The organism is Thermodesulfobacteriota bacterium (assembly GCA_040756475.1).
Lineage (GTDB): Bacteria > Desulfobacterota > Deferrisomatia > Deferrisomatales > JACRMM01 > JBFLZB01.
Genome location: JBFLZB010000096.1, coordinates 1 through 17,754 on the forward strand (window position 1 = coordinate 1; position 17,754 = coordinate 17,754).

General features: G+C 73.9%; 18 protein-coding genes. 11 read left to right on the forward strand and 7 right to left on the reverse strand.

The window, feature by feature from the left end:
* Nucleotides 1-210 precede the first annotated feature (210 nt).
* The 10 genes from AB1578_14095 to AB1578_14140 all read left to right on the forward strand — a co-directional run bounded on the left by AB1578_14095 (nucleotide 211) and on the right by AB1578_14140 (nucleotide 10,202).
* Nucleotides 211-2,052 (forward strand): menaquinone biosynthesis decarboxylase, encoded by a 1,842-nt coding sequence (locus AB1578_14095; protein MEW6489033.1) that lies wholly within the window; start codon nucleotides 211-213, stop codon nucleotides 2,050-2,052.
* A complete protein-coding gene (gene epsC, locus AB1578_14100; GenBank protein MEW6489034.1) occupies nucleotides 2,049-3,038 on the forward strand; it encodes a serine O-acetyltransferase EpsC in 990 nt (329 codons plus the stop codon). The genes AB1578_14095 and epsC overlap by 4 nt, the downstream gene beginning before the upstream one ends.
* Before the next feature lie 97 nt (nucleotides 3,039-3,135).
* Nucleotides 3,136-3,645: a hypothetical protein gene (locus AB1578_14105; GenBank protein MEW6489035.1), complete on the forward strand. Its 510-nt coding sequence runs from the start codon at nucleotides 3,136-3,138 to the stop codon at nucleotides 3,643-3,645.
* A gap of 106 nt (nucleotides 3,646-3,751) precedes the next feature.
* Complete coding sequence (gene yidD, locus AB1578_14110; protein MEW6489036.1) at nucleotides 3,752-4,192, forward strand: membrane protein insertion efficiency factor YidD; 441 nt, start codon at nucleotides 3,752-3,754, stop codon at nucleotides 4,190-4,192.
* The gene (locus AB1578_14115) at nucleotides 4,189-5,079 is read left to right on the forward strand and encodes a tetratricopeptide repeat protein (protein ID MEW6489037.1); all 891 of its coding nucleotides are present in this window, start codon (nucleotides 4,189-4,191) and stop codon (nucleotides 5,077-5,079) included. Before yidD ends, AB1578_14115 begins: the two co-directional genes overlap by 4 nt.
* A gap of 94 nt (nucleotides 5,080-5,173) precedes the next feature.
* Complete coding sequence (locus AB1578_14120; protein MEW6489038.1) at nucleotides 5,174-5,974, forward strand: HDOD domain-containing protein; 801 nt, start codon at nucleotides 5,174-5,176, stop codon at nucleotides 5,972-5,974.
* Entirely contained in the window at nucleotides 5,971-7,446 is a 1,476-nt protein-coding gene (locus AB1578_14125) for an HDOD domain-containing protein (GenBank protein MEW6489039.1), read from the forward strand. The genes AB1578_14120 and AB1578_14125 overlap by 4 nt, the downstream gene beginning before the upstream one ends.
* Nucleotides 7,447-7,542: 96 nt before the next feature.
* The gene (locus AB1578_14130) at nucleotides 7,543-8,253 is read left to right on the forward strand and encodes a hypothetical protein (protein ID MEW6489040.1); all 711 of its coding nucleotides are present in this window, start codon (nucleotides 7,543-7,545) and stop codon (nucleotides 8,251-8,253) included.
* A complete protein-coding gene (locus tag AB1578_14135) occupies nucleotides 8,246-9,259 on the forward strand; it encodes an HDOD domain-containing protein (protein MEW6489041.1) in 1,014 nt (337 codons plus the stop codon). Before AB1578_14130 ends, AB1578_14135 begins: the two co-directional genes overlap by 8 nt.
* A gap of 247 nt (nucleotides 9,260-9,506) precedes the next feature.
* Nucleotides 9,507-10,202, forward strand: a complete 696-nt coding sequence (locus tag AB1578_14140) for a hypothetical protein (GenBank protein ID MEW6489042.1) — start codon at nucleotides 9,507-9,509, stop codon at nucleotides 10,200-10,202.
* A 71-nt stretch (nucleotides 10,203-10,273) separates the two neighbouring features.
* On the opposite strand, the gene AB1578_14145 is transcribed toward AB1578_14140, so the two are convergent.
* On the reverse strand, nucleotides 10,274-10,822 hold the full coding sequence (locus AB1578_14145; protein MEW6489043.1) for a hypothetical protein: 549 nt from the start codon (nucleotides 10,820-10,822) through the stop codon (nucleotides 10,274-10,276).
* 104 nt (nucleotides 10,823-10,926) lie between these two features.
* Between AB1578_14145 and AB1578_14150 the strand changes: the two genes are divergently transcribed.
* A complete protein-coding gene (locus tag AB1578_14150; GenBank protein MEW6489044.1) occupies nucleotides 10,927-11,502 on the forward strand; it encodes an O-acetyl-ADP-ribose deacetylase in 576 nt (191 codons plus the stop codon).
* 228 nt (nucleotides 11,503-11,730) lie between these two features.
* Here the strand turns inward: AB1578_14150 and AB1578_14155 are convergent, their stop codons facing one another.
* From AB1578_14155 to AB1578_14180, 6 genes are all read right to left on the reverse strand, one after another.
* Nucleotides 11,731-12,096 (reverse strand): hypothetical protein, encoded by a 366-nt coding sequence (locus AB1578_14155; protein ID MEW6489045.1) that lies wholly within the window; start codon nucleotides 12,094-12,096, stop codon nucleotides 11,731-11,733.
* The gene (locus AB1578_14160; GenBank protein ID MEW6489046.1) at nucleotides 12,096-13,325 is read right to left on the reverse strand and encodes a hypothetical protein; all 1,230 of its coding nucleotides are present in this window, start codon (nucleotides 13,323-13,325) and stop codon (nucleotides 12,096-12,098) included. Before AB1578_14160 ends, AB1578_14155 begins: the two co-directional genes overlap by 1 nt.
* A complete protein-coding gene (locus AB1578_14165) occupies nucleotides 13,322-15,070 on the reverse strand; it encodes a hypothetical protein (GenBank protein ID MEW6489047.1) in 1,749 nt (582 codons plus the stop codon). The genes AB1578_14160 and AB1578_14165 overlap by 4 nt, the downstream gene beginning before the upstream one ends.
* Nucleotides 15,067-16,050 carry an ABC transporter ATP-binding protein gene (locus AB1578_14170; GenBank protein MEW6489048.1) on the reverse strand — a complete coding sequence of 328 codons (984 nt, stop codon included), beginning with the start codon at nucleotides 16,048-16,050 and terminating at the stop codon, nucleotides 15,067-15,069. The genes AB1578_14165 and AB1578_14170 overlap by 4 nt, the downstream gene beginning before the upstream one ends.
* Nucleotides 16,047-17,123, reverse strand: coding sequence for an ABC transporter ATP-binding protein (locus AB1578_14175; GenBank protein ID MEW6489049.1), 1,077 nt, complete (start codon nucleotides 17,121-17,123; stop codon nucleotides 16,047-16,049). The genes AB1578_14170 and AB1578_14175 overlap by 4 nt, the downstream gene beginning before the upstream one ends.
* A partial coding sequence (locus AB1578_14180) for an ABC transporter permease subunit (protein ID MEW6489050.1) occupies nucleotides 17,120-17,754 on the reverse strand: 635 nt, incomplete at its 5' end. The genes AB1578_14175 and AB1578_14180, both read right to left, overlap by 4 nt.

Genomic DNA, 17,754 nt, shown 5'->3' on the forward strand with positions numbered 1-17,754 from the left:
GGTGGCGCACCACCTCCAAGGCGAGGCGCCGGCCTCCCGGCAGCACGGCGTCCTCCACCCCCAGGTCCACGATCTTCCCTCGGTACACGGTGCGCCGGGTGGACAGGGTCTCGTCCCCTCTGCTAGATTGCGCGTGTTTCCGCACATTTTCCGCCGGCCGCAGGGTACGCGCGCCCCTGCGGACCGGTCAAGCCGAGGCCGATCGCCCCGATGCCCCCCTTCCCCTCCCTGCGGGAGTTCGTAACGGCCCTCGACCGGGCCGGGGAACTCGTGCGCGTGCCCGATCCCCTCTCGCCGGCCCTGGAGATCCCCGCCCTGGCGGATCTCGCCATGAAGAGCCCGGGGGGCGGGAAGGCGCTCCTCTTCGAGCGCCCGGAAGGCCACGAGATCCCCGTGCTCGTCAACGCCTTCGGGAGCGCGCGGCGGCTCGGCCTGGCCCTGGGCGTGGAGGACGTGGAGGAGATCCCCCGGCGCATCGGGGCGCTGCTCGCCACGGCGCCGCCCCGGGGGCTCGGGGATGCGCTCCGGCTCCTGCCGTCCCTCCTGGAGCTCAAGGGGGTGCCGCCCCGCCGGCACCGGGGACGGCCCCCCTGCCAGGAGGTGGTGCACACCGGCGACGCGGTGGACCTCACGCGCCTGCCGGTGCTCACCTGCTGGCCGGGAGACGGGGGGCCCTTCGTGACCCTGCCCTGCGTCTTCACCCGGGACCCGGAGACCGGGCGGCAGAACCTGGGCATGTACCGGCTCCAGGTCTACGACCGGCGCACCACCGGCATGCATTGGCACATCCACAAGGACGGGAGCCGCGCCCATGCGCTGCACCGCCGCGCCGGCCGGCGCATGGAGGCGGCGGTGGCCATCGGCACCGACCCGGTGGTGACCTACTGCGCCACGGCCCCGATGCCCCACGGGGTGGACGAGCTCCTGCTGGCGGGGTTCATCCGGCGAAAGCCCGTGACGCTCGCCCGGTGCGTGACCGTGGACCTCCAGGTGCCCGCCACGGCGGAGATCGTGCTGGAGGGGTACGTGGACCCCGGGGAGGAGCGGATCGAGGGGCCCTTCGGGGACCACACGGGCGTCTACTCCCCCGCCGAGCCCTACCCGGTCTTCCACGTGACCGCCGTCACCCGCCGGCGAAACCCCCTCTACTTCGCCACGGTGGTGGGCATCCCCCCCATGGAGGACGCCTGGCTCGGGTACGCCACCGAGCGGATCTTCCGCCCGCTCCTGCGCACCCAGTGGCCCGAGGTGGGGGAGATGCACCTGCCCGCCGAGGGGGTGTTCCACAACCTGGCGCTGCTCACCCTGGACAAGCACTACCCCATGCAGGCCCGCCGGCTCTTCCAGGGGCTGTGGGGGGCGGGGCAGATGAGCTTCACCAAGATCCTCGCGGCGCTCGACCCGGACGTGGACGTGGGCGACCCCCGGGCCGCGGCCCGGGCACTCCTGGACCGTCTGCCCATCCCCGAGGGTCTGGTGTTCTCCCAGGGGGTGCTCGACGCCCTGGATCACGCGAGCCCCCAGGCCCTGTGGGGCGGCAAGCTCGGCCTCGACGCCACCCGCCCCCTGCCCGGGGAGCCCGGCCACGGCGGGGAGCTCCCCGCCGGGGGCCGCCCCCCCGCAGAGGCGCAGCTCCTCGCCTCCCTCCGGGAGCGCTTTCCGGGCCTTCGGGAGTGCCGGCTGCCCCTGCCCGGCGCGCGGCGCATCCTGGCGCTCCTGGTGCTCGACAAATCCCGGCCCGGCGAGGGCTTGGACCTGGCCGAGGCGGCGCTCGCGTCCGCCGCGGGGCGCGTGGACGTGGCGGTGGCCGTGGAGGGCACCGGCGGGGAGGACTTGGGGCTCCTGGCCTGGAGGGCGCTCTCCAGCGTCGATCCCGTGCGCGACATCCGGGTGCGGGACGGCCGGATCGCCGTGGACGCCACCGTCAAGGGCCCCGGGGAGGGCCACCCCCGGTCCTGGCCCGCCGAGGTCTCCCATCCCCCCGAAACGCGCCGCACCGCCGAGGCCGTCGCCCGCCGCCTCGGCCTGCTTCCCCAGGAGTCGCAGCCATGACCCCCAAACAGGAAACCTGCATCCCCCCGGACCTCGCCGCCGAGCAGGACGTGTGCCAGGCCGCCCAGGAGCACCACCGCCGGTACCGGGACGAGCTCCCCGCGGCCGTGGACGCCATCGTGGCGAGCTGCCGCACGGTGCCCCACGTGGCCCACATCGAGGCCGCCCTCATCCCCTCCAAGGAGGAGGTCACGGGCCTCATCGGGCTCATGCTCGACCTGGTGTTCCCCGGCTTCTTCGGGCGCCAGGAGGTCGACTGGGCGAGCCTTCCCTACCACGTGGGCCAGGAGGCCACCGAGCTCTTCGACCGGCTGAGCCTCCAGATCTCCCGATCCATCCGCCACGAGTGCCGCCGCACCGAGAGCCTGTGCTCCCACTGCCTCGACACCGGGCAGCGCCAGGCACTGGATTTCCTCAACGCCGTTCCCGGCGTCCGGGAGCTGGTCTCCGGCGACGTGGTGGCCGCCTATCGGGGCGACCCGGCGGCCAAGAGCTACGACGAGGTGGTCTTCAGCTACCCGGGGCTCTACGCCGTGGCAGTCTACCGCCTGGCCCACGCCCTGCACCGGCTGGGGGTGCCCGTGCTCCCGCGCATGATGACCGAGCACGCCCACGGCGCCACCGGCATCGACATCCACCCGGGGGCGACCATCGGCCGGGAGTTCTTCATCGACCACGGCACGGGGGTGGTCATTGGGGAGACCTGCGAGATCGGCGACCGGGTCACCCTGTACCAGGGCGTCACCCTGGGGGCGCTGTCGTTCGCCCGGGACGAGGGGGGCCTCCTGGTGCGGGGCACCAAGCGCCACCCCACCATCGAGGACGACGTGGTCATCTACTCGGGGGCCACCATCCTGGGCGGTCACACGGTCATCGGCCGGGGCTGCGTGATCGGCGGCAACGTGTGGCTCACCGAGAGCCTGCCCCCGGACACCAAGGTCACGGTCGAGCCGCCCCGCCTGCTGTACCGCCAGAACCGGGGGTAGTGGCTGGGTTTCCAGGCCGGACGCCTCGGCGAGGCGTCCCTACCGATGCCGACGGCGCCTGCCGCCGGCCGAACCATCATCCGAAAGGAGGAGCACCGTGAAGAAGCTCGCGCTCGTCGTCCTGGTGTTGCTGTGCGCCGCCCTGCCCGCGGGCGCCAAGGATCTGGGCGGCATGTGGGGAGTGGGATTCAGCAAGGGATTTGCGCCGGAGGGCTCGGGGCTCTCCTCGGTGGCCGTGCGCTACTGGGTGGACCGGCAGCTCGCCGTGGAGGTGCTGGGGGGATTCCGCCTCGTGGACGTGGACAACGGCCCCGACGAGCGGTTCTACAACCTGGGGGGGCGCTTCCTCATCAAGATCGTCGAGGAGGACAACCTCCACGTCTACGGCGGCGGCGGGCTCGCGTGGCTGCGCCAGCGGTCGCGGGGCGACTCGGACAACGGGGTGGCCGTGGAGGCCTTCGCGGGGGTCGAGTACTTCTTCCAGGGACTGCCCCACCTGGGGTTCACCAGCGAGGTGGGCCTGGGCCTGAGCGACGTGGGCGACCGGACCTCGTTCGGAACCAACGGGGAGAGCTTCGTGAACCTGGGGCTGCGGTACTATTTCTGACGAGGGGCGGGTTGGCTGTTCGCCGTTGGCTGTTGGCGGGCAGCGTGAGGCGGCGCAGGGAAGGGGTGGCGCGACGGTGGCGGCCTTGGAGTCCGGGAGGAATCTCATGAAGGGGTCGGCGCTTGCCGCAGGGGCCCTGGTCATCGGGACGGCGGCGCTGCTCCTCCTTGCTCCCGCCCCGGTCCAGGGGGCCTGGGACCCGCCCGGGTGGCGGCGGCCGGACGCAGAGGCCGCCGCGCCTGCCCGGGCGCAGGGATCCACCAGCGCTGCGGGGGTCGCCCTCGAATGGGCGGTGCGGGCCTACCGGGCCACCGTGAGCCGGGTGGACGGCGACCGCTGCCCCAGCCACCCCACCTGCTCCCAGTACGCCCTGGAGGCGGTGCGCCACCACGGGCCGCTCCTGGGGGCGGTGCTCACCGCCGGCCGCCTCCAGGCCGAGGCGGACGAAGCCGCCTTCGCCCCGCGGATCTTCGTGGGGGGCCGGTGGAAGGTCTACTCCCCGGTGGAGGACGACCTGGCGTTCCTCCGGGGGCGGTTGGAGCCGTGACGGCGCGCACCCTGCTGCCCGGGGCGGCCCTGGCGCTCCTCCTGGCCCTGGCGGCCGCCCCCGCCGCCAGCCAGGAGCCGGGTTCTCCGCCGGCGCCCCCCCCGGCCAGCGCCGAGGGGCTCCTCTCCTTCGCCGACGCCCTGCTCGCCGCCGGGGAGAGCTTCCGGGCCGCCACCGAGTACCTGCGCTTCCTCCACCACTTCCCCGATGGACCCGAGGCCGGCCGGGCCCTGGAGGGCCTGGGCCGGGCCTACGCCCAGGCGGGCCGGTGGGACGAGGCGGCGGGGGCCTTCTGGCGGCTGGCCGCAGCGGGGGGGCAAGGGGCCGAGGGGGTCGAAGTTGCGGAGGCCCGCTGGCTCCTGGGCTCGGCCCTGTACCGCGGGGAGCGCTACGAGGAAGCGGCCCGGGTGCTCCTGGTTCCCGGCGCAGAGCCGGCCGCGGTGGCCCTGGGGACCCTGGCGCTGCTGCGGGCCGGCAAGAGCACCGAGGCCCAAGCGGCACGCCCCGACCTGGCCACTGCCTACGCGGCGCTCCCGCGAAAGCACCCGGCCACGGCGGGCACCCTGGCGGCGGTGCTGCCCGGCGCGGGGCACCTCTACGCCGACCGCCCCCGGGACGCGACCGTCTCCTTCCTCTTGAACGCGGCCTTCCTCTGGGGCACCTACGAAGCGGTGCGCCGGGAGCAGTGGGCCCTGGCGGGGGTGCTCGGCCTCTTCGAGCTCGGCTGGTACTCGGGCAACGTGGTCAGCGCCGTCAACGCGGCCCACAAGTGGAACCGGCGGGAGGAGGGGCAGTTCTTCCGGAGCCGGGAAGAGGGGGTCCTGCCCCGATGGGGGCTACTCCTGGGGCCCGGCGCCGCCGGGGCGGCTCTCGCCTGGGGGTGGTAGGCGGCGTCCGCCGAAGGGTCAAGCGCCAGCGCCTTCCTGCCGATCAGGGCAGCCGAGGGCCGCTGCGCCGCCACGGCCACCCGAGAGGACGCCCATGGGTACCCCGCCCGTCGAACGGATCGCCGCGCTCGTTCAGGACCTGCCTGCGCTTCCGGCTGCAGCCCAGCATGCGCTGGCGCTGCTCTCCAACCCCGCGACCGAGCCCGGAGAGCTCCAGGAGGCCCTCTCCCGGGACCAGGCCCTGGCCCTGAGGGCGCTGCGCCTGGCCAACTCGGCCTATTACCGCCGCAACCGCGAGATCACCACCCTCTCCAACGCGGTCGTCGTCCTGGGATTTCGCACCATCCAGACCCTGCTCCTGAGCTCGGCGGCCCACCGGGTCATCGCTGCGGCCGGCGACCTCGCCGAGCAGCTCTGGAGCCACTCGTTCGCCGCGGCGGTGGGGTGTCGGGAGTTCGCCAAGGAGCTCGGCAAGGGAGCCCTGGAGCGGGAGGAGGCCTTCCTGGCCGGTCTCTTCCACGACCTGGGCAAGGGAGTTTTGGCCGCCCGGTTCCCGGGAATCTACGCGGACCCGGCTTCCGACGGCATCGGCGCCGAACGGGCGGCGCTGGGTTTCGACCACGCGGGACTGGGACAGGTGCTCCTGGAGCGGTGGCAGATCCCTGCGGCCCTCTCGGGGGCCGTGGGGACCCACCACGAGGCCGAGCCCTCCGCCCTGGGCCGACTGGTGGTGATGGGCGAGTGGCTGGCCTGGGGGGTCGCCCCCGGGGTGGGGAGCTGCCTGCCGGAACGACCGGCGAAGCTGCTCGAGGCCTACGAGATGGCTCCCGAGCGGCTCGGCGAAATCCTCGAGAGCGTCAAGCTCTACCTGGACGAGGAGTCGGGGGCCCCATGACCAGAGCGGACGTTTCGCCGCGCCAGGACGCGCGCTTCGCCCTCCTCGACCAGGTGCGGGACCTGCCGAGCCTGCCCCAGGTGCTGGTGGGGATCTCCCGGGTCGCGTCCGACCCCGAGGCCGATGCCGGGGACCTCGCCGAGGTCATCCTCAAGGACCAGGCCATCACGATCAAGGTCCTGCGCATCGCCAACTCGGCCCAGTACACCCTGTGCCCACAGCGGATCACCACCGTCTCCCGGGCCGTGGTGCTCCTGGGGTTCGAGTCGGTGCGGGCCATCGCGCTGGCGGTGGGCGCGTACAACCTGCTCTCCACCCTGGAACGGGGCCGCAAGGTCCACGAGCACTTCTGGCGCGAGTCCGTCGCCATCGCGGTCGCGTGCCAGGGGCTCGCCGAGCTGGTGGGGGGCCGGGTGCCCGAGGAGGCCTTCGTGGCGGGGCTGCTCCACGACGTGGGCAAGCTCGTCCTGGCGGCCCACGACCCGGAGCAGTCCGCCGGCATCTACGATTCGGGGCTGGAAGGCCCGGCGCTCCTGGCCGCCGAGACCCGGGCCTTCGGGGTCAACCACGCGGAGCTGGCCGGGGAGCTCGCGCGGCGCTGGCAGCTCCCCCCGGTGCTCGAGCGCGCCCTCGAAGGACACCATCGCCACTTCTCCGCCCTGCCCGAGGAAGGCCCCGACCGCATGGCCTTCCTGGTGGGGGTGGCCAAGAGCCTGGCCGCTCCCCGGTGGCGCGAGCACCTGGAACCCAGGGAGCTCGCGGCCCGGGTGGCGCGGCTGGTGCGCCGCCCCGTGGGACGCGTGCTGGAGATGATCCAGGCCCTGCCCGCACGCATGGAGGAGTACGCGGGGTTCTTCGAGATCCAGCTCACCGACCTCAAGGAATACGCCCTCTGGCTCGAAAGCGAGCACGGCCGGCTCCACGGCGAGCTCGACGGCGCCGAGGGGCGCCGCCGCCGGGACGAGCGGCGGGACGCGGAGCTGGCGGCCGTTCGTGAGGTTCACGCCCTGCTCCTCGGGGGAGGCGCCCAGGGAAGGGCCGTGGACCGCCTGCTGCGCGCCACCCGGGAGGCCGCGGGGGCCCGGCGCTCGGTGGTCGCCCTGTGGGATCCGGGGAGCGGCCGGGTGCAGGGGCGCTGGGGTTCGGGAGACGTGGTTCCGGCCTTCTTGGAGGACTTTCGCTTCGGTGCGTCCGGCGGGGGCGTGCTGGGTGCGGTCCTGCGCACGGGGGAGCCCGTGCACGTCTTCGACACCCAGATGCCCTATTTCGCCCGCCTCCTCAGCCCCGAGGAGGCCCGGCTCTTCGACGTGCCGTGCTTTGCCGTCCTGCCCCTGGGGCACGAGGGCAAAGCCTTGGGGGTCCTCTACGCCGACCGGGACCGGGGCGACGAGCCCTTCTCGGACGACGAGGTGGCCACCCTGGCCACCCTGGCCGATCTCCTGAGTCTCGCACTCCGGCAGGGCGCGGCGTGAGGCTGGGAAGAAACTCGCGCCGGGGCGGCATCCGCAAGGGGCACGCGGAATCGCGCACCGGGGAGGCCGGAGGCGGTGGACCCGAGGAGGCCCCGGATGGCGGCGACGGCACGGCCGCGGCGTGATGCCCCCGAAGGGGCATGGCGCGTCTGCTGGCACCCTTCGGCCCGCGACCTCGCCCTGGCCCTGCGGCGAGAGGGAACCCGGGCTCGGAGGCTCTACGTGTTCGACATTCCTCCCCGGCTCATGCCAGGCCTGTACGCAGCGGCCTTCGCCGGGGCGGACGCAACCGTGCACCGGCACCTGGGTTCCTACTACGACCCCGCCGCCCTGCGCGACGAGTGCCGCCCCCTGGCAGAGACCGCGCGCCGGCTCGGGGTTCGGCCGGTGGACGGGCGCCTGGAGATCGGGAGAAACACGGGGGACCTCCTCCACTACTTCCTGGCCAACGTCGAAGGAGCCGGCAGCCCCGGGGGCGTCCGCGCGCGCAGGGCGGAGAGCCGGCGGGCCTGGGGGGAGGCCGTTCAGGAGCTCGCCCCCCCGGAGCTCCGAATCCGGGAAATGCGGGTCGCCGGGGCCGAGCCCGTGTGGGTCGCCAGCGCCGAGAGGCAGCACCTCCTCATCCGCCAGGAGGGCGCCAAGGGGGCCCGTGCCGCCGCCCTGCGGCGCCTCGGGGGAGGAGACCTGGGCACGCTGGAGCCCGAAGACCCCCTGCACCGCGACATCCTGGGGGAGTGGGCCGAAGGGGAAACGTCCGAAGAATGCCGGGCCCCGGCCCGGGAACACAGGGGAGGCAGACATGCTTGAGAAACTCAAGGCGCTGTTCGGGTTCGGAAGGCGGGCCCCCGCCCCGGCGGCACCGGAGAGCCGGGAGCGCGCCCCCCGCGCCGAAGACAGCGAGGCGGACCGGAAACCCCGGGAAGAGCCCCGCCCAGCGACCCAAGCCGCGGCGCCGGCGCTCGGAGCCGACGCACAGGCGTTCTACGCCGGCCTGCGGGACCCGGAGCCGTCGGAGGACTTGCAGGCCCTGGCGCCCGACGACCGGCTGTTCGTCTCGGGGGTGCTCAAGCTGCTGCGGGAGCAGGCCCTTCGGATTCCGGTCCTGCCCCAGGCGGCTCTCGAGATCTCTCGGCTCCTCTCGGACCCCTCTGCCAGCGCGAGCCGCTTCGCCAAGGTGCTCGAGGCGGACCCGGGGCTCAGCATGGACGTGCTGCGCATCGCCAACTCGGCATACTACGGGTTCGGCTCGGCAACCACGAGCGTGCGCACGGCGGTAGTGCGCATCGGGCTCACCCAGCTCCGGGGCCTGATCATCGTGACCCACCTCCACGGCAAGGTCCTCCAGGGCGGCACCCTGGCCCGGGAGGCCAGCTGGCTCTCGGAGCTCTCCCTCGGCCTGGCCCACGCCGCCCAGGCCCTGGCCCCGGACTTCGGCCTCCGCCCCGACGCAGCCTTCACCCAGGGCGTGCTCTCCCACGTGGAGCACTTCGTCATCCTGGGGACGGCCGCCGAGGTCTCCCGGGAGCACAAGCGCCGCATCCAGCCCACCGGCCAGGGGCTGCGGGAGGCCTTTGCCCGGTGCGGCACCCGGGTCCGGGAGCTCGCGGCCCGGGAGTGGGGCCTCACCGAGGTCCTCCTGGGCGGCAAGGAGCAGGACCCCCTCGCCCGAAGCCTTCGGGACCTGCGCGAAGCCCTGGTGGCCCACTGGGCGGGCGAGGCGGTCCTTCCCGCGGTGGCGGGGGCCCCCCCCGACCGGGTGGCCCAGGCCCTGCAGCGGTCCGCCGCGGCACGGCCTGCGGCGGCGGAGGCCTGAGAGCTTCGTCCACCTCGGTGTCCATCGGTATCGGTATCGGTATCGGTATCGGGATCGGGATCGGGATCGAAATCGGGATCGAAGCTCCAAGCGGCTGCGGGTCGAGACCCGATACCGATACCGATTTCGAAAAGCGGGGGGCAGACGCGGCACCCTCCGGTTGCTCCGCCTCCATCCCTTGCCGTCGCTCTCCCGCGGCCCCACACTGTCGTCAGGCCCGTACCCCAACCCGAAAGGAGGTGCGGACATGGCGAAGAACCGGTTCCGTGCCGTGGCGGGAGCCGCCGCAGCCCTTTGGATGGCACTCGTGCCCGGCGGCGCGGCCGCGCAGGCAGACGCCGTGCTCCCCGCGCCCGTGCCCGTGGAAGCCCGCCTGACCTCGGCCCTCTCAGACCCCTACTACGTCCTGACCGGGCCGGTGGAAACCTATCGGGGATATCGGCTCGAACGCCGCTTCGGCCGGCTCCTCGAAGCGTATGCGCGACGCAAGTCCGGGGCGGGAAGCCCGCCGCTCGTGCTGACCGTGCACCTGGAGTCGCTCACCACCGGCTACCACCAGATCGGGAGAAGAGACCGGGAACGGCGGTACCGAGCGGCCCTTCCCCGGACGAGCCCCGAGCTCCTGCTGGCCTCCGCCGGCGGCCCCGAGGGCTCCCTTGCCCGGCTTCGGCGCTTCGGAGGGCTCGACCGGGATGGGGGTGACCTCTCGATCCCCTACGAGATCACCAAGCGGGCCGTGCTCACCGCCGTGGTGGCGGTAACGTCCGGGGGCGATACCCTTGCCCGGGAGACGGTGACCCGGGAAGCCGTCGAGGTGATCTCCTGGGAGGACTACGACCGCTGGGCCTACGACTACGGCGGGGTCCTGGAGGGGGCCTTTCGACAGGTCCTCGCGGAGGCCGACCGCCTCGTGGACGACGCGGTGGCAGTGCGGGGCCGCTGAGCCCCGGGGGCAGCGCAACGCCCCCGGTTCCCGGTTCCCTGTTCCCTGTTCCCTGTTCCCTGTTCCCTGCTCTATGCTCCCTGCCCCCTGCCCTCCTCCCCCTCCGGGTCGGGCAGCCCCAGGACCTGCTCCATCCGCCGGACCTCGGCGCGGGTAAAGGTGCGCAGGAGCACGTCGCGCTGGGCGGCGAAGAGGCTCGCGGTCCCTCGGGGGAGGCCCTCGAAGCACTGGAGCATGTCCCGGTCGTAGCGGCTCCAGCCGGTCTGGAAGAAGAGCGGATTCCTGGGGGTGGTCACTACCCGGACCCCGTTGACGCGCAGGAGATCGAGGGGGAAGAGGGCACAGGAAAAGGGCTTGGTCTCGTGCACGGCGCAGGCCTCCCTCTCCAGGTGCTCGCACCGGGTCTCCACCTTGCAGCACAGGTTGGCGCCCAGGAGCGGCCGGCAGCGGTCGGGATCGCAGGACCAGGGCTCGGCGAGAAGGGGGTCGACCAGAAGGTCCCGGCGGGCCGGGCGGAGTCCCTCCAGGAAGACCTGGAGGGCGAAGCTCCAGGGCACGTCGCAGAAGAGCTCGTCGTCCTCACCCAGGGTGGGGCGGATCGGAGCGGGGGATCGGGGCATGGGAGTCCTTGGGCCGGGAGGTTGCCTTCCTCGCCCCCAGCGGTAGAAAGGGGCGCAACGGAGAACGCAGGGGCACCCCGGCTTGGGAGAAAGGGAAGACGCAAGTGGAACGGACGTTCGGAAACACCCGCCTGGTCCTCGTGCAGGGCGACCTCACCCGGCAGGCCGTCGGCGCCGTGGTGAACGCGGCCAACCCCTCGCTGCTGGGCGGCGGCGGGGTCGACGGCGCGATCCACCGGGCCGGCGGCCCGCAGATCCTGGCGGAGTGCAAGGCCGTCGTCAAGGAGATCGGGCGCCTGGAGCCGGGAAAGGCGGTCCTCACCACGGGGGGGAGGCTGCCGGCCCGGGCGGTCATCCACACGGTCGGCCCCGTGTGGGCCGGCGGCACTCGAGGGGAAGCCCAAACCCTGGCCAGCGCCTATCGGGAGAGCCTGCGCCTGGCGGAGGACCACCGCCTGGAGACCCTGGCCTTTCCCTCCATCTCCACGGGGGCCTACGGCTACCCCGTGGAAGAAGCGGCCCGGGTCGCCCTGGGCACCGTAGCCGCCTACCTGGGCGCCGGGAGCCGGCTCCAAGAGGTGCGCTTCGTGCTCTTCTCCGCCGCCGTCCTGGGGGTCTACGAGCGGGCCCTGGCCGGCCTGGAGGCCGCGCCGCCGGAAGGGACTCCGGGAGATCCCTGAGGGCCGCGCTCCCCTCCCGGTATCGACTCCGACTCCGATACCTATCTGGATTGGGGGGGGACGGGGGTCTCCCCGTAGGCGTCGCAGGCGGCTGTGGCCATGCCCTTCCAGACAGGAGACGCCCTTCCCCTCCCTCCCGGGAATGCCACGGACCTCGAAACCCTCACGGTATCCTGCGCCGCCGGAGGGGAGGCCCCCGTCCCCCCCGTTCCCCTCGGCGGTCCGAGGCTAGGCCTCGCCCCACTCCTCGTCCAGGAACCCCCGCTCCTCCATGAAGCGGTAGTTGGCTTCCACCACCCGCTCGATCGTGTCCTTCTCGATGCCGCGGTTGCGCTGGATGAAGGAGATGGCGGCCTCCAGGTGGTACTCCCCGTCGCTGGCTTCCAGGAGGTCGGCGTTGGCGCGCTTGAGCCCATCGAGCTCCGCGCGGCCGGCCTCGTCCACGTCGCTCTCGTCCAGGAGGCCGAGGCACCCCAGGTAGTCCATCTCCCCCTCCAGCACGGTCGCCACGGTCCGCACATCGACGCCCGTGGCGTCGGCGATCTGCATCACGGCTTCCAGGGGATCGTAACGGGCAATCGTGTCGTCGAGCATCAGGGAGTTTCCCCCGGGGAGGTGAGGAGTGCAGAGTAGATGCGGCGCCAGCGCTTTTCCCCGGCGTCGCCGCCGCCCTGGGCGGTGAAGAAGAGGCGCAGGGCGTCGCCCTGGGCCACGGCAAAGGGGTCGGCGTTGAGCTGGGTTCCGGTGTCGAGCTCCGAGGGCTCGGCTGCCTCGGCCAGGGGCACCCAGACCAGGGGATTGAGCCGATCGGCGTCTTCCCGCACGGCGAAGAGGCCGTCTCCCCGGGGAGACCACCGGGGGCCGCCCCGGGTCTCGGGAAGCCCACCCCGCAGGAGCAGGCGGGGCGCCCCCCCTTCGGTGCCCACCACGTACAGGTCGGCCCGCCCGCTGGCGCCGTCCCGGGAGTAGAAGGCCACCCGTCTCCCGTCGGGGGAGAAGCTCGGGGCCAGACACGTTCCCTTCCACCCGGGGGTGAGATCCCGGGTGAGCCGGCGGGCAGCCGTCTTGCGCCGCTCCGGGTCCGGCTCGGCCGCGAGGGTGCGCACCTGGTCCACCGCGAAGATCCGGTACTCCGCGCCGAGCTGTGCCGTGTAGGCCAGGCGCTCTCCGGCCGGGTCCCAGGCCGGGTAGAGCTCGGAGCCCGCGGCCTCGAAGCTCACCGCCACGTAGGGCTCGGCCTCGGCGAAGAAATGGTAGAGGTACACGTCGCCCTGCCCGGAGCGGCCGGAGGCGAAGGCGACGAAGTCCCCGTCGGGGCTCACCGCGGGTTGGGCGTCGGTAGCCGGGTGGTCGGTGAGGAAGCGCCGGCGGCCGGGCTCGGAGAAGTAGAGATCGAAGTTCACGTGGGCCGCCCCCCGGCTCGCCGCCACCCTCGTGGCGGCCAGGGCGTAGCGGGGCTGGCCCCGCTTGGGCGGACCCCAGCTCAGGTGCTCGCTCACGGGCCGGCTCCCCGGACCCGGCAGGCGAAACGGGTCGGCCGGGGGCTGGGGCACGGCGAGCTCGGGGGTCCCTGCCTCGGGGGGACGTCCGGCGGGATGTGCCAGGGGAGCCAGGTAGATCTGGAGGGTCTCCCCGTCCGCCCCCAGGAGCTCGAAGGACAGATGGGCTCCGTCGGAGGAGATGCGCGGATCCCCCACCTGGCCCGCCCCGCCCAGGCCCGCGAGAGCCAGGGGCGCCACCTGGGAGACGCCGAAACCGGCCCAGGCGGCGTTCCCCCCAGCCGCCAGGGCCAGGGCCAGGGCTGCCGCGGCCGCTCGCTTCACGGCTCTGCCCCCTGCCCCTGGCTCCGGGGGTAGTGCCGGTAGGCGAGCTCCAGGACCAGGAGGGGCACCCGGGCTCCCCGGGCATCGAGGGCAAAGACCTCGACCCGGTTGTCGGTGCCCATCAGGGGGTTCTGGAGGCCGGAGGCCTCCACGTAGGGTCTCTTCACCAGGACCTCGCGCTCTCCGAACGTGACGGCGTACATCTGCGCCCCGGGGTAGGCATCCCAGGACAGCCCCACGTTGGGCAGGGCCTCCCCGCGCCGCTGGCGCCGCTCCAGGCCTTCGGCGGGCACGGCGCCCGAGACCCGCAGGCGCTCGGGGTCCAGGAGGTAGCGGTCTCCCACGTAGGGGACCACGAAATGGCGCCAGGCCGTGGCCGCCAGGGGATCGGAGACCTCGTAGTCGAACTCCCGGGCGAAGGGCTCGGCGATCCTGCCCACCAGCTCCCCCTCGACCCCCGGCCCCCGCTGGCGAAATACCGCGTACCCCTCGGCCGCCCCGTCCCGGGGCACCGTGCTCCAGCCCACCACCACCGACCCCCGATCGATGGACTCCGCGACCTCCGAGACCCGCTCCACCAGCGCGGGCACCGCCGCCTCGGCCCGGGCTGTCGCCGAGGGAACCTCCTCCCCGTCGACCCAGGCCTCGACGCGGTACCGAAGCTTCCGGGCCTCGGGCTCGGGCAGGAACGGCCCGTCCACGGCCCTTCCGCGGCCCAGGGGCTCGGGGGCCCGAAGGTCGAGCACCACCCGGTCGCCCACCGTGTCTTCCCGCACCACCCGCACCCGGTCGGCCGCCCCGGCGCCCAGGGTCCACCGGACCTCCGAGCGCAGGTCGTCCCCGAGGCTGCCCTCGGCCCCGAGCTGGGAAACCGGCGGCAGGGTGCGGGCCGCGGCCGAAGAGGCCGCCAGGAGCTCGCCCCCGGGCCCCAGGACCTCCAGCCGATAGGCCACGTCGGCCCCCACCGGCAGGCCCTGGTCCTCGTGGCCCGGCTCCGGGCCCTCGTACACCAGAACCTCCTCCTCCCCGAGGCGGCGCAGGAGCCGGTAGGCGGCGCCCTCCAGGGCGGGCCAGGCCAGCGCCACGGAGCGGCTGCGGGGCTCCACCCGCCACCGGGAGGGCTCGGGAAAGACGGGCACCAGGGCAACCGCCACCTCGTCCCCCGCCCACACCTCCAAATCCAGGGGCTCCCGGGGCCAGTGGAGGATCGGAGTCTCGACGGTAAACCGGTACCGCCCCTCCGGGGCCAGCAGGGCCACGCCTTCGGGACCGGCCCCGAGCCCCCGCCCCAGGAGCTCCCCCAGGCGCTCCAGCACCCTGCGGGCCGAGACGTCGAAGCGGGCGTCGGGCGCCGGCTCCAGCCGTACCCGAAGCCCGTGCTGGGGCACGGCACTCCCCAGGCGAATGCGCCCCAGGCCCGACTCGCCCAGGAGCCGCTCCCGCAGACCCTGCTCCTCGTCGCCCAGGGGACCCAGGGCCTCCAGACCCTGGAGGGCCCAGAACGCCTCGGTATAGCGGCTGGTGGCGGCGTAGGCGCGGGCGAGCCCCCCCAGGAGCCTCCCGTCCCCTCCGGCCCGTTCCGGGTCCAGGGCCCGGGCCTGCTCCAGGGAGCGCACCGCCTCGGGCCCGTAGGTGGACCCCCGGCTCAGGTAGAAGTACCCCTGGTCCAGCAGGCTTGCGTACCCCGAGCCCCAGACCGGGGAAGAGGCCAGGAGCAGGGGAGCCAGGAGCAGGAGCCGCTTCACGGGGTTCTCCGCGCGTCGTCCCGCCGGTGGCACGCCACCCGGTGGCCCGTGCCGGCGAGGGTCAAGGAGGGGCGCATTGTAGCACACGCCCCTTGCGGATCAACGCAGTCGCACCGGTGGCGGTAGGGACACCCGGCCCCTTGCAGCGGCGGGCGCACCCCTGCCTCTGCTTCGCCCCGACACCCGCCGGCGTCGAAGGCGCTGCGCAGGAGCTCCACGGCATAGGGGTGGCGTGCCCCTCCCGAGAAGAAGCCCCGGGCAGGGGCGTCCTCCACGAGCTGGCCGCGGTACAGCACCAGGACCCGGGTGGCGAGGCTGCGCACCACGCGCAGATCGTGGGACACGAGCAGAAACGTGAGACCCCGCCGGGCATGGATGCGGCGCATGAGCTCCACGAGCTGCACCTGGATCGGGGGGTCGAGCCCCGACACGGGCTCGTCGGCCACCACGAACTGGGGGCGCGTGGCGAGCGCCCGGGCAAAGGCGACCCGGCGCCGCTCGCCCCCGGAGAGGCGGGAGGGGAGCTCCTCGAGACGGGCTCGGGCCAGGTGCACCAGGTCCGCGAGGCGATCGGCCTCCTCCGCGACCGCGCCCCGGGGCAGATCCCGGTGCACCCGCACCGCCTCCTCCACCAGGGAGCGCACCCGCAGGGCCGGGTTCAGGCTCGCGTAGGGATTCTGGAAGATGATCTGCGCCAGGCGGCAAAAGGCGCGGCGGTGGCGCCGCCCGAGCCGGGCCACGTCGAAGCCGCCCACCCGAATCTGCCCCTCGTCGAAGGGGAGCAGGCCCAGGAGGCAGCGGCCGAGCGTGCTCTTCCCCGAGCCCGATTCCCCCACGAGGGCCGCAAGCTCTCCCGCCTCCAAGCGAAAGTCCAGGCCGTCGAGCGCCGGGGCCGGGTCCGCCGCCCACCGGAACCCCGGGAGGCCCGCCGGGTGAAAGACCTTGCGCAGCCCCCGCACCTCCACCGCGCACCCGCTCACCGCTGTGCCCTCCCGCACGCGATCCAGTGCTCCTCCCCCACCCTCTGGAGCCCGGGGACCTCCCGGCCGCACGCGGCCGCGGCCCGCGGACACAGGACAGCGAACGAGCAGCTCTGCTCCGCAGGGGGCCCGCAGGGGGCCCCCTGGATCACGGGCCCGCCGTCCCCCGGCGGCGGCGCGCCCTCGGGACCCTGCCCCAGCAGCCGGCGCTCCGACTCCAGGAGGTAGCCGGTATAGGGGTGCTTGGGGGCCCCGTTCCGGTCCAGCACGACCCGGGCCGGACCCTGCTCCACCACGCGCCCCTCCAGGAGGACCGCCACGTCGCGGGCGAGCAGGCGGGCGGCCTCCGTATCGTGGGTGATGAGGAACAGGGTAGCCCCGGAGGACTCCGCCGCCTCGGCCAGGAGGTCGATCATCCGCACCCGAAGGGTGGCGTCGAGCCCGGTGGTGGGCTCGTCGGCCGCGAGCAGCCGGGGCGAGGGGGCCAGGGCCAGGGCCAGGGCCACCCGCTGGGCCATGCCCCCGGAGAGCTCGTGGGGGTAGCGGCGGGCAACCTGGGTGACGCCGTACAGGTGCACCCGCTCCAGCCACTGGAGCGCGCGCTCCCGTCTCTCCCCGGGGCCGAGCGCCGGGTTCCCCAGTTCCACCGCCCGCTCCACCATCCGCCCCACGGTCCAGAAGGGCACCAGGGCGGAGATCGGATCCTGGGGCACCGCGGTCACCGTGCGCCCCAGCACGCCCCGCAGGCGCCGGGCCAGGGCCCGGCTCCAGGCCCGCTCGTCCTTCCCGATCCGCAAGGGAGGGCCCTCTTCCCACGAGACCAGGGGCCCGAGGCCCTGGAAGAGGTCGATCCCCAGGAGCCGCGCCTCCCCCGCCACCAGGCCGGGTGAGCCGGGATGGAGCCCCAGGACCGAGTGGAGCAGGAAGGTCTTGCCCGACCCCGACTCCCCCAGAAGAGCGAAGGAGCGGCCCGCCGCCACCCGGAGCCCGACCCGGTCGAGCACCCGCCGCAGCCCCGAGGCCCCCTCCAGGAACCCGGTCACCCCCTGCACCTCCAGGACCGCCTCGGTCACCGGCGCTCCTCCAGGGCCGCCAGGAGTCCCTGTCCCAGCACGGCAAAGCCCAGCAGGGTCAGCGAGATGAGGGCAGCGGGGGCTGCCGCGGGAAGCAGGTGCCCCCGAAAGAGGCCGTCCCGGGCCAGGGCGAGCATGTTCCCCCAGCTCGCCGCGGGCTCCTGCACCCCCAGCTCTCCCCCCAGGTACGAGAGGCTCGACTCCACGAGCACGGCATAGGCCAGCAGGCTCGTGACCTGGGCCAGGAGCATGTGGCGGGCGTGACCCCAGAGGATGTGCACGAAGACGACCCGGCCCATCCCCACCCCCAGGCTCCGCTCGGCCTCGATGAACGCCGTGGCCCGCAACCGGTCGATGCTCGAGCGGATCGCCCCGGCCACCTGGGGGGAAAAGGTCGTCCCCACCGCGGCCATGATCCAGACGAGCTCGCTGCCGGTAATGGCGGCCACCAGGAGCACGGCCACGAGCTTGGGTACGCTGTCCAGGACCTGGGTCGCCCAGGAGGCGACGGCTCCGGCCGTTCGTCCGGCGAGCCCCCCGGCCACCCCGAGCACTCCCCCCACGGCCAGGGCGGTTCCCACGGCCACCAGGCCGGGCAGGACGAACCGGGCGGAGGCGGACGCGAGCCGGG

What these genes read in the sequence shown, in the direction of transcription:
- AB1578_14135 (MEW6489041.1), top strand. Translation starts at nt 8,246, where the DNA reads ATGCTTGAGAAACTCAAGGCGCTGTTCGGGTTCGGAAGGCGGGCCCCC.
- epsC (MEW6489034.1), top strand. Translation starts at nt 2,049, where the DNA reads ATGACCCCCAAACAGGAAACCTGCATCCCCCCGGACCTCGCCGCCGAG.
- AB1578_14120 (MEW6489038.1), top strand. Translation starts at nt 5,174, where the DNA reads ATGGGTACCCCGCCCGTCGAACGGATCGCCGCGCTCGTTCAGGACCTG.
- AB1578_14095 (MEW6489033.1), top strand. Translation starts at nt 211, where the DNA reads ATGCCCCCCTTCCCCTCCCTGCGGGAGTTCGTAACGGCCCTCGACCGG.
- yidD (MEW6489036.1), top strand. Translation starts at nt 3,752, where the DNA reads ATGAAGGGGTCGGCGCTTGCCGCAGGGGCCCTGGTCATCGGGACGGCG.
- AB1578_14155 (MEW6489045.1), bottom strand. Translation starts at nt 12,096, where the DNA reads ATGCTCGACGACACGATTGCCCGTTACGATCCCCTGGAAGCCGTGATG.
- AB1578_14125 (MEW6489039.1), top strand. Translation starts at nt 5,971, where the DNA reads ATGACCAGAGCGGACGTTTCGCCGCGCCAGGACGCGCGCTTCGCCCTC.
- AB1578_14130 (MEW6489040.1), top strand. Translation starts at nt 7,543, where the DNA reads ATGGCGGCGACGGCACGGCCGCGGCGTGATGCCCCCGAAGGGGCATGG.
- AB1578_14140 (MEW6489042.1), top strand. Translation starts at nt 9,507, where the DNA reads ATGGCGAAGAACCGGTTCCGTGCCGTGGCGGGAGCCGCCGCAGCCCTT.
- AB1578_14145 (MEW6489043.1), bottom strand. Translation starts at nt 10,822, where the DNA reads ATGCCCCGATCCCCCGCTCCGATCCGCCCCACCCTGGGTGAGGACGAC.